This is a genomic window from Streptomyces sp. NPDC005752 (assembly GCF_040630715.1).
Lineage (GTDB): Bacteria > Actinomycetota > Actinomycetes > Streptomycetales > Streptomycetaceae > Streptomyces.
Genome location: NZ_JBEXYB010000035.1, coordinates 49396 through 63132, shown reverse-complemented (window position 1 = coordinate 63132; position 13737 = coordinate 49396). Strand labels below are relative to the sequence as shown.

The window sequence follows — 13737 nt, the reverse complement described above, 5'->3', positions numbered from 1 at the left end:
GCCACGGTCCCGGACAGACCGGCGGCCCTGGCGTCGGGGGGTCGTGCGTCAGGGCCGCCGGGGTTCGGGTGCGCCGAATACCGGCAGCGGGGTCTTCCGCCCGGACCTTTCCGGTGCGGACGGAAGACCCGGGACCTCAGATCGTGAGGCCCTTGCCGCGGAGCCAGCTCATGGGGTCGATGCCCGTGCCGTCCGCGGTGTGGATCTCCAGGTGCAGGTGCGCCCCGGTCACGTTGCCGGTCGCGCCGACGCGGCCGATGGTCTGGCCGGTGGTCACCTTCTGACCGGCGCTCACGTCCATCGAGGACTGGTGGCAGTACCAGACCTCGGTGCCGTCGTCGAGTTCCAGGACCGTGCGGTAGCCGTACGACCCGGAGTAGCCGGCCGACTTCACCGTGCCGCTGTGAACGGCCTTCACCGGGGTGCCGGTCGGCGCCGCGAAGTCCAGCCCGGTGTGGTGGCCGGAGGACCACATCGAACCGGCCTGGCCGAAGGACGAGCTGATGTAGTAGGAGGAGGTCGGGACGGCGTAGCTGGCGGCGAGCTTGGCGAGACGCTCGGCCTCCGCCTTCTTCTTCGCCGCCTCTTCCGCCGCCTTCTTCTTCGCGGCGGCATCGGCTTCGGCCTGGCTCTGCTTCTCCGCCGCCTGGGCCGCTGCCGCTTCGACAGCCGCCTTCTCCTGCGCGGCCCTGGCCTCGGCCTCGGCCCCGGCCTGCTGCTGCTCGGCCTGCTGGAGGATGCGGGCGCGCAGCGCCTCGCCGGCGTCCGTGCTGCCCTGCTCCGCCTCGGCGGCGGTGATCCCAGCCGTGGTGAGCGGGGAGGACGCGGCAACCGTCTCGTGGTCCGAGTCGGAGTCGCCGGACATGAACGCGCCCACGCCGGGCAGGGACTTGGCATCGGGAAGGTTGTCCGCGATGGAATCGGGGAGAGAGATGGAGACCGGCGGCTTGCTCTGCGCGGTGGCCATACCACCCGCACCGACGGCCGCGATGACGCCGACGCCGAGGACGGTGGAGCTACGGGCGAGGCCGCGCTGCTTGGCTACGCGGTGCCGGCCGCGTACGGGGCGAATGGACTCCTCGGTGGGGTTCCATTCCTCCCAAGTCCTGCCCTCATCACCGAAGCTGTCGGTCCTGAAGGATGACGGTGCCTCGGGGGCAGGCTGATTCGACGCCACGTGGGCGCACTCCTTTCCTTCCTTCTCGCCTACCGGGTTAGCTGACGGGTTCGGAGCAGGAAGGTCTCCTACGGACCCCTTCGTCTCTCGCGAGACACAGGTGTCCGATTCACCCCATGTAGGTGGTTCCCCGGTTCCCTTGCGGAATTCGGCGCTGCGCACGGTGCCGCCTCTTGCGACGACAGGTACAACCGCGCTGCGTTATCGAACGTTAATAGACACCCAGCTCCGATTCCAAGCCGTTCCAACAGATCGTTCACGACCTTGGCCTGGACTTTCAGGGTGCAATCGGGCGCAAACGGGCGACCTGAGCACCCTTTGGCCAGCCATCAGTTTCTGACGTTGCGTCACATGTTATGCGGAGCGGGGTCCTTCGACTACCGACGGTCGCGACGGGTCATTCACTGTCCCGTCGCACGATCTTCACCGTCGTCCGCCGCTCCTGCTGCCCCCGTGCGGGACGGCCGATCGCGAGCAGCGCCAGGTCGTCCGTCGACCGGCCCCCGGTGTGCAGCCGTACGTCGTCGGTCAGCGCGGACAGCAGTTCCTCGGGCCCCGGGAAGAGCCTGCCGCTCAGCCGGGCCGCCGGGTCGTAGAAGACGCCCTCCGCGTCCCGCGCCTCGGAGAGCCCGTCGGTGAACGCCAGGAACATCGCCCCCGCCGGCAGCGTCCACTCGTCCGACCGGTCGGGCAGGGCGCCCAGCCCCATCCCGAGCGGCAGGGCCGGTACCGTCGGCGCCAGTACCTCCAGCGCCCCGTCCGCGTGCAGCACGAGCGGCTCGGGGTGGCCGCGGTTGACGACCCGCAGCACGTCGGAACCGACCGGGATCTCCGCGAGAACAGCGGTGACGAACCCCTCCATCGAGTCGAAGCCGCCCCGGCGCGACCCCTCACGGGCCAGCGCACGTTCCAGCCGCTGGGCCACCCCCTCCAACGACATCTCCTGCTCGGCGGCCTCCCGGAACGCCCCGATGACGACCGCCACCGCCCCCACCGCGTCCAGTCCCTTGCCCCGTACGTCCCCGACGACCAGACGCACCCCGTGGGGCGTGTCCGCGACGGCGAAGAGGTCGCCGCCGACGAACTCGTCCGCCTGGGCCGCCTCGTACCGCGCCGCGACCAGCAGACCGCCGATCCGGTCGTCCGGCGTCGGGAGCACCGCGCGCATCGCCGTCTCCGCGATGACCCTGGCCGAGGCCAACTGCTCGTTCCCGCGGCGCACGACGCTGTTGATGACGAGGGAGAGCGCGGCGACGGTGATCAGGGTGAGCAGGTCGGTGACCGGCACGACCTTGGCAAGCACGCCGTCCGAGATCCGGATGGCGAGGACGAGGAGGACCGCGACCACCCCGACCCGGACGGTCCCGGCCGGTGAGAAGAAGGGCGCGGCGATCAGCGGGGCGGCGGCGAAGAGCGGAACAGCCGTGACTTCCGGCGGCGTCACGAGGTCGAAGACCACACCGGCACAGATCATCAGAGCGGGCAGCACACGCACGAAACGCCGGGAACGGGCGTTCCCGGCAGCGCTCCTTCGCCGTCCGCCGTCCCGCTTCCCCACCTGTGCACTCCTGCCCGGTCCACCCACGGCTGCGGACGGTACCGCGCCCCATCCACGTTGGCCGGAGCCGCGCCGAGCGGCGACTCGTCATCGGCCAAAGGGAGGAGCGCGCCGTAGCCCCGCGCTCCGGAGGTCAGTCGGAGAGCCGGTGCTGCGCGTAGATCGTCAGTGCATCCCGTACGAAGACGGCGGTTCCGTCTCCGTAGCGATCGTAGTTCCTGCCGAAGCGGGTATCGGCGACGTACATCGCCCCGAGGCCTGTCACATACGCGCGGGTGGTCTCCACGGTCACCGACAGCCATGCGCAGTGCCGCCGCGCGATGTCCTGCGCCTGCTCGCTGCCGGCCTCCAGGCCGGCAGCTCGGGCCCGCCCGTAGTCCCGGGCGACGGCGTCGTGCACACCCCGGAAGCGGACGCGCTCCGCCTCGCTCAGCCCGCTCCACCACCGGCCGCTCCGCTCGTACGCCTCCCGGCCCCAGCGCTCGGCGACCTCCTGCTCGTGCGCCGTGTGGTCGAAGCCGTCGAGCACTTCCTCGGCCATCGGTTCCTCCCCTCCCCGCTCCTGCGCGGATCGGTCCGCACCGGTCCGCACCGATCCGCACCGGGACGATCCTGTGCCGGTAACCGTCGACACCCGTGCGGCTACGCGAGGGGAACGGCGGCCTCCTGGACGGACCACTCCCTCCAAGAAACGACTGGTCCTCACGTGACGTCGAGGTCAGGCCCCGGCGACGGGCATACGACAGAGGCCCGGATCCTCGAAAGGATCCGGGCCTCTGTCTTTCAGTAGCGGGGACAGGATTTGAACCTGCGACCTCTGGGTTATGAGCCCAGCGAGCTACCGAGCTGCTCCACCCCGCGTCGTTGTGATTGCAACTCTAGCCCATTCCGGAGGGTGCTCCGACCACTTATGCCACCGCCCCGCACCTCCACGCGTCGGCACCATCCCCCTCGGCGGCGGCGCGATACGCCAACGCAGGCCGCTCACAGCACAGTTGCCAGGCGCAGTGTCGTACTCAGAGGGTCCTCGGTGCGCCCGACAACGCCTCGGAGCCGGAGTCCACGTCCCCCGTGGGGAACACCGCGGCCGCACCACAGGCGTGACCCCGTGCGGTGCCTCTGGCCCCTGGCCGGTCCTGGGCACGGCACCGCCCTCTGCGATTGCGCGGTCTCCGGAGCGGCGGGACGCTGGAGGGACAAGGCTTTCGGTGTTCGGTCCCGTCTGCGCGGCATCCCGGGATGCCGGTGTCGGCTGGCCCACCCGCTGCGATGGCGCCAGGGGAGGCCGAGCGCATGCGCGCTAGGAGACGATCATGGACGGCGCCCTGCTGGAGACGATGAGGACCGCTCTGCGCGGTCCGGTCATCGGCCCGGACGACCACGAGTACGGGCAGGCCCGTACGGTCTACAACGGCATGATCGACAAGAAGCCGGCCGCGGTGGTCAAGTGCCGCGACACTGCGGACGTCATGGCGGCGGTCGACTTCGTCCGCGAGCACGGCCTGGACGTGGCCGTCCGGGGCGGCGGACACAGCGGTCCGGGTCTCGGCCTCTCCGACGGCGCCGTCACGCTCGACCTGTCCCCCATGAACGGCGTGCGGGTCGACCCGGCCACGCAGACCGCCCAGGCTGACGGTGGGGCGACGCTGGGGGACTTCGACCACGCCACGCACGCGTTCGGCCTCGCCACACCGGCGGGGATCATGTCCACGACCGGTATCGGCGGTCTCACCCTCGGCGGCGGACACGGATATCTCACCCGCAAGTACGGCCTGTCGGTGGACAATCTGGTCTCCGCGGACGTGGTCCTGGCCGACGGCAGCTTCGTCTCCACGAACCCGAGCGAGCACGCCGATCTGTTCTGGGCCCTGCGCGGCGGCGGCGGGAACTTCGGCGTCGTCACGTCGTTCGACTTCGAGCTGCATCCCGTGGACACGGTGGGGGTCGCGATCACCCTGTGGCCCCTGGAACTCTTCCACGACGTCATGCGCTGGTACCGCGACTTCCTGCCGCAGGCCCCGGACGACCTGTACGGCTTCTTCGCCTCGCTGACCGTCCCGCCCGGCCCGCCCTTCCCCGAGGAGATCCACGGGCGGAAGATGTGCGGTGTCGTCTGGTCCTCGACCGCGGACCCGGAATCCCTGACTGAGACCCTCGCCGTGGTCGGCGAACCGGGTCCGCCCGCCTTCCACTTCACGACACCCATGCCCTACCCGGCCCTGCAGAGCATGTTCGACGCGCTGATGCCGGCCGGGCTCCAGTGGTACTGGCGCGGGGACTTCTTCGACCGGATCACGGACGACGCGGCCGACGTGCACGCCGCCTTCGCCGAGAAGCTCCCCACCGGCCTGTCGACCATGCACATGTATCCGGTCGACGGCGCCGCCGCCCGGGTCGGGCCCGACGACACCGCCTGGGCCTACCGCGACGCCGTCTGGTCCGGAGTCATCGCCGGCATCGACCCCGACCCAGCCAACGCGGCGGCGCTGCGGGAGTGGGCGGTCGGCTACTGGGAGGCGCTGCACCCGCACTCCATGGGCGGCGGATACGTGAACTTCATCGGCACCGACGAGTCCCAGGACCGGGTCCGGGCAACCTACCGGGGACACTACGACCGGCTCGCGGAGACCAAGCGGACCTACGACCCGCACAACCTCTTCCACGCAAACCAGAACATCGAGCCCGCACCACCGCACTGACCGTCACGCCGGGCCCCGCAATTCCGAGGGAAAGCCGTGCCGGGAGGGTTACAGTCTGCATGCACAGTTCTGCAACGCGCCGCACGATGATCCGGACGCCCCCGGAACGGCGCGACACCGGCGGCGGCACCTCGTAGCCGTACCGGTCGGGACCAGTCCGGCATCCAGAGGCTCGGTCACGGGGCTCTCACCACACACCTACGTACAGGACACCTGAGATGACCGACATGTCTGTCCGCACGATCCAGCGGCACACCGACGGCCCGTCCGCGATCGTCACCGCCGACATGGGTACCGCGGCTCCGCGTCCCACTCCGCAGTACGCCAACCTGTTCATCGAGCCCGACCTGCCGCCGTTCACCGACGACGCCGAATGACCGGACGACCCGCGATCCGCCCCTGATGACCGGCTTCGGGTGACCGGTACGGCCGCACGGTCGTTGGAAGGCCATGCGCATCCGTATCGGTGTGGTCGTCCTCGCAGTGGTCCTGCTGATCACCGCGTTCATCTCGAACATCCCGTCCCAGGCGGAGACGGAGCTGGCCTGCCGCAGGGCCCTCGACAACACGTCGACGTGGACCAACCGGCCGGACATCTGCCTGGACGTGTCCGCGGAGACCTACCGGACGTTCCTCCTGATGTACGAGCTGCGGGAAGAGGGCCTGGACTGACCGGGCGGTACCCGGCCGCCGGGGGCCCGTCGGGGCGCGCCCGGAGTCAGGCCCCCGGGACGCGTGGACCGGCGCCGCCGGTCCCCTCCCCTCCGGCGGGGCCCCCGGCGGTTCGTCAGCCCTGCTGTTCCTTCCACTCCGCCTGGGCCGCGTCGAGGTCCTCGGCGAACGTGTCCAGGAAGTCCTCGGCGCTCATCTTCCCGAGCAGCACCTTCTGGAAGCCCGACTCGCTGTCGGCCTTGGACAGGGTGTTCCAGTCCGGCAGGTAGTAGGGGAGCTGGACGATCTTGGTGTTGCCGGAGAACAGCGCCTCGGCACCGAGCTTGGTGGTCTCGGCCTTGTCGAGCCAGGGGTCCTCGGCGGCTTCCTTGTTGGCCGGGATCAGGCCCGCGGACTCGCTGAACTTGGAGTTCGAGGCGTGGGAGGCCGCGAACTCGATGAACTTCCAGGCCGCGGCCTTGTTCTCGGACGACTTGAGCAGACCGAGGCCGGAGACCGGGTTGGAGACCATCACCCGGGTGCCGTCGGCCAGTTCGGGCTGCGGGATGCCTCGGAACTTGTCGACGCCGAGCGAGCTCACGTGGTCCTGGTAGGAGCCCAGGTTGTGGTTGAGCATGGCGATGCCGCCGGAGTCGAACTGCGCGACCATCTTGGTGAAGTCGTTGTTGAGGTCGGCCTCCGGGGTGGCCTTCTTGTACAGACCGACGTACTTCTCCAGCGCCGCGACGTTCTTGGGGTCGTTGACCGTGGTCTTCGTCTCGGCTGCGTCCCAGAAGGACTCGATGCCCGACTGCCCGTACATCGAGTCCAGCGCCTGGGCGATGGAGCCCGGGCCGCCGCGGATGGTGTAGCCGAACTGGTTCTTCTTCTTGTCCGTCAGCTTCGCCGCGGCCGCGTAGAACTCGTCCCACGTGTTCGGCTCGCCCAGTCCGGCCTTCTCGAACAGGTCCGTACGGTAGTAGAGGACGCCGTTGGTGGCGGAGATCGGCACCGTGTACGTCTCGTCCCGGCCGGCGGCGCTCCTCACGTTCTCGACCATCGCCTCGTTGAGCTTGCCCTTGAGTGAGCTCGACCCGATCCGGTCGTCCAGCGGCTCGAGCGCGTCCTGGGCGGTGATCCCGGCGACCATCGCGGCACCCACACCGCCGACGTCCGGCAGACCGCCGCCCTGGATGGCCGTGTCGTACTTGGACTGTGCCTCGGTCGAGGCGATGCCCACGTACTGCACCTCGACGTCCGGGTTGGCCTTCTCGAAGTCGGCGATGATCTCCTTCCAGATCGCCGTACGGACACCGCCGTTCTCGTCCCAGAAAACGATCTTCCCGGTGCCGGAGCCCTCGGCGCCCTTCGCGCCGGTGGAGGCGCTGCCGTCGTCACCGCAGGCGGTGGCGGTGAGGGCCAGGGCCGAGACCAGCGATATCGCGGCGGCGAGACGGCTGTTGCGGGACTTGATCATGGTCGGCTCTCTTCTCTGAGTGCTCACCGGCAGGCGCCGGGCAACGGGGTGCGTCGTCGTGTGAAGCCGTGCGGTCGGGGGTCTTCGGGGGCGCGGGAGTCCGGCGTCCTGCGGAGCCGGGGAGGGCGGGGCGGTGCTGCCTGTCCGATCGCCACCCCGCCCCGCCACGTCCCGTGACGGAGGCCGGGTGACACGACCCCTTCCGCTCATCGGCGAACGGGCCGATCAGCGTCTCCCGCGGCGCCCGGGGCAGCAGGGGAGAGGGCTCGGGGCTGGCTGCATACGGCGCTCGGCTCTCATATCGCGTCTCATATATGACATACGAAGGGCAACGCGAAGAACGTAAGTCGGCCCACAGCCACGGTCAATGCCCGTGCATGAGAAAGTTCCGGCGCCCGGACACGGGAGCGCCCCGGCCGGTCCGTCCGGTCGGGGCGCTGCTGGTGTCGCACGGGTCGTGCCCGTTGGTCGCGGTCAGGCTTCGACCGTCACCTTGCCTGCCGTGGCGGGGCCGGTCCTGTCGCCGTCCGCGGCGGGACGGACGAGTCCCGGGATGAAGGCGGCCACGGCGGCGGCGACGAGGGCGACGCCACAGCCGATCATCAGACCGACGCGGAAGCCGCCCTCGGAGGCGAGCGAGTAGCCGCCGAGGTTCATGGTCATCTGCGCCAGCACCACACCGATGACGGCCGAGCCGATGGTGGTGCCCAGCGAACGCATCAGGGTGTTGAAGCCGTTCGCGGCCGCGGTCTCCGAGAGCGGGACCGAGCTCATGATCAGGGCGGGCATCGCGCCGTAGGCGAGACCCACGCCGCTGTTGATGACGATGCCGACGACCATCAGGCCCCAGGCGGAGCCCATGAGGAACAGGGAGATGCCGTAGCCGAGGGAGATGACGAGCGCGCCGAGGACAAGAGCGATCTTGGGGCCGCGCGCGTTGATCAGCTTCCCGCCGAGCGGCGAGACGATCATCATCATCACGCCGCCGGGAGCCATCCAGAGGCCCGCGGCCAGCATCGACTGCCCGAGTCCGTACCCCGTGGCCTCGGGGAACTGGAGCAGCTGCGGCGCGATCAGCATGAAGGAGTACATGCCGACGCCGACCAGGATCGACGAGACGTTGGTCAGCAGGACGCGCGGGCGCGCGGTGGTGCGCAGGTCGACCAGCGGGTCGCGGGTGCGCAGCTCGTAGTACCCCCAGGAGCCGAGGGCCACGACCGCCACGGCGAAGAGGCCCAGCGTGGTGCCCGAACCCCAGCCCCAGTCGGCACCCTTGGAGATCGCCAGCAGGAGCGACACCAGGCCGATGGCGAGCCCGATCGCGCCGGGAGCGTCGAAGCGCTGCCCCTTGGCACCGGCCGGGACGTCGGGGACGAAGGCCCGGATGAGTACGGCGATCACCAGCGCGAGGACGGCGGAACCCCAGAACAGCACGCGCCAGCTGGTGTATTCGGCGACAGCGGCGGAGATCGGCAGACCGAGTGCGCCGCCGATGCCCATGGAGGCGCTGACGAGAGCGATCGAGCCGCTGAGCTTCTCGGCGGGGACCACGTCACGCAGCAGCGCGATACCCAGCGGCACCATGCCCATGCCCATGCCCTGGAGGCCGCGCCCGACGATCATCGGGACCACGGAGGAGGCCAGCGCACACACGACGGAGCCGACGACGAGCGGGACCGCACAGGCCAGCAGCATCCGGCGCTTGCCGAGGAGGTCGCCGAGCCGGCCGGTCACCGGCACGCACACACCGGCGACCAGGAGGGTGACGGTGACCACCCAGGCCGCGTTCGAGGACGAGGTGTCCAGGATCCGCGGCAGCTCCGCGATGAGCGGCGTCACCAGCGTCTGCATGACCGCCGCGACGGTGCCGGCGAGTGCCAGCGTCGTGATCACACCGCCTGGGCGTGCTGTGGGCTTGGGGGCGTCCATGACGTGGGTCCTCGGCTATCTGTTCGATGGGAGACTTTGGCATCGTACATTTCTATTGCATCATGCACATCTTGTGGTCCATGCACTTTCTCGTAAACTTACGATGAAGTCACCACGCACGGACGGCCCTCGTCACGGCCCCCGTCACGGCCCTCACGACGGCACGACGACACACCGGCCCGGCCCGGCAGGAAGCAGGAGGTGCCCGCGCATGGACAGGGCGACGCAAGAGGTCGAGTACGAGCAGATGCTGCTCAGCCGCCACGGCCTGCTGACCCACAGAAAGGGACGCCGCAAGGACGGCCTCCTGGAGCGCAGCGCCTACGTCCTGCTCAGCCGCATCCGCGTCCAGGGCCCCATGTCGGTCGGTGAGCTCAGCGAGGCCTTCGACCTCGACGTCTCGACCCTCAACCGGCAGACCGCCGCGGTCCTGCGCGAGGGCTTCGTGGAGCGCATCCCCGACCCCGACGGAGGCATGGCCCGCAAGTTCCGCATCACCGAGGAGGGCGCGAGGACCCTCGACACGGAACGCGAGGGCATGGTCAGCTCCCTGGAACGCGTCATGGCCGACTGGCCCGACGAGGACATCTCCGCCTTCGCCGGCTATCTACGGCGCTTCAACTCCGACATCGAACGCCTCGGCGGCCGCCCCTGGCCGCGGCCCTGAGCCCGGCACACGGGGAAGCGGCGCCCTCCTGCGGAAGGGCCGGGCGCCCGGAAGCCGACCGGCGTCAGGCCCGGCGGGCGCAGGCCGCGAGGCGATCGGCGAACGCGACGACGAGATCACGCAGAACGGCAGGCCGTCAGACCGCCGCGGCCAGCACCACGACTCCCGGTCCGCAGAGGTCGTCCAGAGCCACCCGCCGGCCGGAGACGGCCAGGAGCAGGGACAACGCGGGCCCGCTCACCTCCGGACCTTCACCGGTCGCGAAGTCGTCGTCAGCAGCCGCCAGCCGGATACCGGACACGAGTTCCTTCGCCCCGCCGAAGGAGGCGGGAGTCCGGACCTGCAGACGAAGTGACCTGACGACAGCCTCGCTCGCGTAGGAGTGCGCGAGCCCCAGCGGCCGACGGATGTCCTCGCCGTGGACGACCTCCTCGACAAGCCGGCTGTCGAGGGGCGCCGGCGGGGTCGACCTGCGCGACGCCACCCGCCGAAGCCGCTCAAGCGTCTCCTGCGGCGAGGCGCCCCGTTCACGCTCGACACCGCGGGTGTTCTGACCGTCGAAGTCGAAACGCGCCCGGACGAGACCGGCCAGGAAGCCCAGTCGCGTCGTCCGGGCGGTGTCGACCAGGTGAGCGACCACGTCGTGCACGGTCCACCCCGCGCAGAGCGACGGCTCCTCCCACCGCCGGTCGTCGAGGTTCTCGAGGTCGGCGATGAGGGCCGCACGCTCGGCGTGGACCATCGACCAGACATCTCCCACGACTACCTCCATCGCCGACCACAGCACCCGCAAGGGAAGACTCGCGGTGCCCGGGGAACTCATCGGCTCTGTCGGGACAGCCCCTCGGGAATGACGGGACCCGGCCCCCGAGGCCCGGTCGGACATCACTATACGAACATAGGTATGAGTACTCATGCCGCAGTCACCGCTCCGACGGCATCGTGGGTCACGCCGAGCAACACGGTTTCCTCACATCGGAGTTGGAAATGACCACCCCGTCGCGCACCCTGTCCCAGTCCCTTCGCCGCTACCTGGTGAACCCGGCCGCCCTGGGCTATCTGGCTGTCGTGGCCGCCGTCGGCGTATGGGTCGGGCTGGACACACTTCTCGTCGAGCGGGTCGACGCCAGTCTCGCCGGGGTCTGGCTGTTCCTCGTGACCGCCCCGACCTCCCTGCTGTTCGCGACCCTTCCCGGCGCACTGCCGTTCGCCGGCGTCGCCGTCGGTGCCGTTGTCCAGGCACTGGCGCTCGGTGCCGCGTACCGCCGGGCTCTCGGCCGGACCTCACGGCGCACCGCCACCGCCGGCGCCTGAGAGAGCTCTGTCGACCGACAGCCGGGTCGCCGGGACAGTGCGCCCTCGCGAACGAGGCCGCAAGCGAATTCGCCATTCGGCCCCGCGCACGGGAGAGTGCCTGAGGACGGCGGCAGGGAGAGGGCAAGGCATGGCGATGTGTAAGAAGTGCGGTGCGCGGAAACGCCGTTGGCCCCGCTCCTGCTCCCGGTGCCGTCCCAGATCGTCGGATCGGGAGGATCGGGGGGACGCGGCCATGGAGGCCGCCGAACTTGCTGCGGAAATGGGACTGCTCGGGTGGATCGGGCGAGGCGTCATGGCCGTTGTGCGGCTGGTACTGCGCACGATCGGTTGACCGCTACGGCGCGAGATCCGTACCGCGCATCCGTGGGGACCGGCGCGCGGTCGCGCACCTCCGAGCTGCGCTCAGCAGTCCGGAACCACTCACCGTGAAAACCTGTGCGCGGCCGCGAACGACCGGGCGCCCCTTCCGGCCGAAGCCGGAAGGGGCGCCCAGTGCCAGTTCGGAGGGGGTGTACCCCCCGCCTGCGGTCGGTAGGCCGTGTGGGACTCGAACCCACAACCAACGGATTAAAAGTCCGCTGCTCTGACCAATTGAGCTAACGGCCCCTGATGGATCACCCCCGAGCATAGCTTCCCCGGACCCGGCAGCCGATCGGGTATCGGGTGCCGGGCCCTGTCGTGCCCGGGCGCGCCCGGTCAGTCGGAGGATTCGGACGTGTTCGTGCGCTTGTGATCCGAGTCCGCCGGCCTGAGGAACCAGTGGCGGGCCGAGACCAGCCACCAGACGGCGGCGAAGCCGAGCACCACCAGGACGGCCAAGGGTGCGTAGTTGAAGCTCTCCCAGGTGATCGGGGACACCTGGGGCAGCATGAAGAGCACCGTGATCACACCGACCCAGGTCACCGCGACGATCCCGATGGGCCGGGACCAGCGGCCCAGGTGCCAGGGGCCCCGGACGAAGTCGTCGCCCCGCAGCAGCCTGAGCAGGGTCGGGATGACGTAGGCGATGTAGAGGCCGATGACGGCGATGGACGTCACGGCGGCGTACGCGGTCACGTTGATCAGGTACGGGAGCCCGAGGGCCAGGGCGCCGAGCGCTGCCAGCCAGACCGCCGCGACAGGGGTCCGGGTGCGGGGGCTGACCGTGTGCCAGACGCGGGAGAAGGGCAGCGCCCCGTCGCGCGAGAAGGCGTAGATCATGCGGCTGTTGGCGGTCACCGACGCCATCCCGCAGAACAGCTGCGCGCCGATCACGACGAGCAGCAGGAGCTTGCCCGTGGTGGCGCCCAGCGCGTCCAGGAGGATCTGGGCGGGCGGAGCACCCGTCGGGGAGTTCAGGGCGCCGTCGTAGGACTGGATGGCGAAGGTGAAGCCCAGCAGGAGCACGAAGCCGGCGATCCAGGACGTCCAGATGGACTGCACGATGCCACGCGGGCCCGCCACGGCCGCGTCGTGGGTCTCCTCCGTCATGTGGGCGGAGGCGTCGTACCCGGTGAATGTGTACTGCGCCATCAGCAGGCCGATCATCACGACGTAGAAGCCGCTGCCCCAGCCGGTGTTGTTGACGAACTCGGTGAAGACGTACGACGCCGACCGGTGCGAGTCGGGCACGAAGGTGAGCGCGCCCACGATGACGGCGACCCCGACCACGTGCCACCACACGCTGACGTTGTTGAGGACGGCGACGATTCCCACGCCGAAGGTGTTCAGCAGGCCGTGCAGGATCAGGATCGCGGCGAAGAGCAGGATCGTACGGCCGGGTGTGACCTCGAAGCCGAACTGCAGGTTCAGATAGGCCCCGAGGAAGGACGCCGCCCCGAAGTCGATGCCGGCGGTGACGGCGACCTGGCCCAGCACGTTGAACCAGCCGGCGAACCAGGCCCACGCCGCGGCCGAGCGTGGCGGGGCGAGCCGGTGGGCCCAGAAGTACAGACCCGCGGACGTCGGGTACGCCGAACAGATCTCGGCCATCGCCAGGCCGACGAACAGCGTCATCAGCCCGACGCCGACCCATCCCCACGTGATGACGGCGGGCCCGCCGGTGTTCATACCGAACAGATACAGCGTCAGGCAGCCGGAGAGCACCGAGATGATCGTGAACGAGACGGCGTAGTTGGAGAAGGCGGACATCCGGCGGGCGAGCACCTGGGTGTATCCGAGTTCGGCCAGCCGTTCCTCGTCCAAGGACGCGGCCGGAGGTGCCTCGAGGGCGTCGGGTGGCGGCTCGGCGGCCACCGCTTCGTCGTTTGTCATGTCCCCAGC

The 13737-nt window shown here is 69.9% G+C and carries 11 protein-coding genes, 2 tRNA genes, 1 pseudogene and 1 riboswitch; of the genes and pseudogenes, 5 read left to right on the top strand and 9 right to left on the bottom strand.

Annotated features, from left to right (window positions below; translation table 11 throughout):
- Positions 1-136: 136 nt before the first annotated feature.
- The 4 genes and pseudogenes from ABZ441_RS26390 to ABZ441_RS26375 form a co-directional block, all read right to left on the bottom strand.
- Positions 137-1177 carry a M23 family metallopeptidase gene (locus ABZ441_RS26390; protein WP_358978534.1) on the bottom strand — a complete coding sequence of 347 codons (1041 nt, stop codon included), beginning with the start codon at positions 1175-1177 and terminating at the stop codon, positions 137-139.
- A gap of 11 nt (positions 1178-1188) precedes the next feature.
- A riboswitch (cyclic di-AMP (ydaO/yuaA leader) is annotated at positions 1189-1341 on the bottom strand.
- Positions 1342-1574: 233 nt separating this feature from the next.
- Positions 1575-2735 (bottom strand): PP2C family protein-serine/threonine phosphatase, encoded by a 1161-nt coding sequence (locus tag ABZ441_RS26385; protein ID WP_358978532.1) that lies wholly within the window; start codon positions 2733-2735, stop codon positions 1575-1577.
- Between the two features lie 133 nt (positions 2736-2868).
- Positions 2869-3330: pseudogene (locus tag ABZ441_RS26380) on the bottom strand (TipAS antibiotic-recognition domain-containing protein); the annotation flags it as partial.
- A 192-nt stretch (positions 3331-3522) separates the two neighbouring features.
- Positions 3523-3596, bottom strand: a tRNA-Met gene (locus tag ABZ441_RS26375).
- Positions 3597-4048: 452 nt separating this feature from the next.
- Here ABZ441_RS26375 and ABZ441_RS26370 point away from each other — a divergent pair.
- The 3 genes from ABZ441_RS26370 to ABZ441_RS26360 all read left to right on the top strand — a co-directional run bounded on the left by ABZ441_RS26370 (position 4049) and on the right by ABZ441_RS26360 (position 6106).
- The gene (locus ABZ441_RS26370; protein ID WP_358978530.1) at positions 4049-5434 is read left to right on the top strand and encodes an FAD-binding oxidoreductase; all 1386 of its coding nucleotides are present in this window, start codon (positions 4049-4051) and stop codon (positions 5432-5434) included.
- Positions 5435-5652: 218 nt separating this feature from the next.
- Positions 5653-5811, top strand: coding sequence for a hypothetical protein (locus ABZ441_RS26365; RefSeq protein WP_358978528.1), 159 nt, complete (start codon positions 5653-5655; stop codon positions 5809-5811).
- A gap of 73 nt (positions 5812-5884) precedes the next feature.
- Positions 5885-6106, top strand: a complete 222-nt coding sequence (locus ABZ441_RS26360) for a hypothetical protein (protein WP_205019297.1) — start codon at positions 5885-5887, stop codon at positions 6104-6106.
- 115 nt (positions 6107-6221) lie between these two features.
- On the opposite strand, the gene ABZ441_RS26355 is transcribed toward ABZ441_RS26360, so the two are convergent.
- A complete protein-coding gene (locus ABZ441_RS26355) occupies positions 6222-7562 on the bottom strand; it encodes a sugar ABC transporter substrate-binding protein (RefSeq protein WP_358978526.1) in 1341 nt (446 codons plus the stop codon).
- A gap of 474 nt (positions 7563-8036) precedes the next feature.
- Positions 8037-9491: an MFS transporter gene (locus tag ABZ441_RS26350; protein WP_358978524.1), complete on the bottom strand. Its 1455-nt coding sequence runs from the start codon at positions 9489-9491 to the stop codon at positions 8037-8039.
- Between the two features lie 211 nt (positions 9492-9702).
- Between ABZ441_RS26350 and ABZ441_RS26345 the strand changes: the two genes are divergently transcribed.
- Positions 9703-10158, top strand: a complete 456-nt coding sequence (locus tag ABZ441_RS26345) for a MarR family transcriptional regulator (protein ID WP_358978521.1) — start codon at positions 9703-9705, stop codon at positions 10156-10158.
- A gap of 136 nt (positions 10159-10294) precedes the next feature.
- On the opposite strand, the gene ABZ441_RS26340 is transcribed toward ABZ441_RS26345, so the two are convergent.
- Positions 10295-10930 (bottom strand): maleylpyruvate isomerase family mycothiol-dependent enzyme, encoded by a 636-nt coding sequence (locus ABZ441_RS26340; protein WP_358978558.1) that lies wholly within the window; start codon positions 10928-10930, stop codon positions 10295-10297.
- 215 nt (positions 10931-11145) lie between these two features.
- On the opposite strand from ABZ441_RS26340, the gene ABZ441_RS26335 reads away from it, so the two are divergent.
- Entirely contained in the window at positions 11146-11472 is a 327-nt protein-coding gene (locus ABZ441_RS26335; protein WP_358978519.1) for a hypothetical protein, read from the top strand.
- Between the two features lie 535 nt (positions 11473-12007).
- Here the strand turns inward: ABZ441_RS26335 and ABZ441_RS26330 are convergent.
- Positions 12008-12081: transfer RNA gene (locus tag ABZ441_RS26330), tRNA-Lys, on the bottom strand.
- A 90-nt stretch (positions 12082-12171) separates the two neighbouring features.
- Positions 12172-13728 (bottom strand): amino acid permease, encoded by a 1557-nt coding sequence (locus ABZ441_RS26325; protein ID WP_358978517.1) that lies wholly within the window; start codon positions 13726-13728, stop codon positions 12172-12174.
- Positions 13729-13737 lie beyond the last annotated feature (9 nt).

What these genes read in the sequence shown, in the direction of transcription:
- ABZ441_RS26365 (WP_358978528.1), top strand. Translation starts at nt 5,653, where the DNA reads ATGACCGACATGTCTGTCCGCACGATCCAGCGGCACACCGACGGCCCG.
- ABZ441_RS26335 (WP_358978519.1), top strand. Translation starts at nt 11,146, where the DNA reads ATGACCACCCCGTCGCGCACCCTGTCCCAGTCCCTTCGCCGCTACCTG.
- ABZ441_RS26325 (WP_358978517.1), bottom strand. Translation starts at nt 13,728, where the DNA reads ATGACAAACGACGAAGCGGTGGCCGCCGAGCCGCCACCCGACGCCCTC.
- ABZ441_RS26370 (WP_358978530.1), top strand. Translation starts at nt 4,049, where the DNA reads ATGGACGGCGCCCTGCTGGAGACGATGAGGACCGCTCTGCGCGGTCCG.
- ABZ441_RS26345 (WP_358978521.1), top strand. Translation starts at nt 9,703, where the DNA reads ATGGACAGGGCGACGCAAGAGGTCGAGTACGAGCAGATGCTGCTCAGC.
- ABZ441_RS26355 (WP_358978526.1), bottom strand. Translation starts at nt 7,562, where the DNA reads ATGATCAAGTCCCGCAACAGCCGTCTCGCCGCCGCGATATCGCTGGTC.
- ABZ441_RS26360 (WP_205019297.1), top strand. Translation starts at nt 5,885, where the DNA reads ATGCGCATCCGTATCGGTGTGGTCGTCCTCGCAGTGGTCCTGCTGATC.
- ABZ441_RS26350 (WP_358978524.1), bottom strand. Translation starts at nt 9,491, where the DNA reads ATGGACGCCCCCAAGCCCACAGCACGCCCAGGCGGTGTGATCACGACG.
- ABZ441_RS26340 (WP_358978558.1), bottom strand. Translation starts at nt 10,930, where the DNA reads ATGGAGGTAGTCGTGGGAGATGTCTGGTCGATGGTCCACGCCGAGCGT.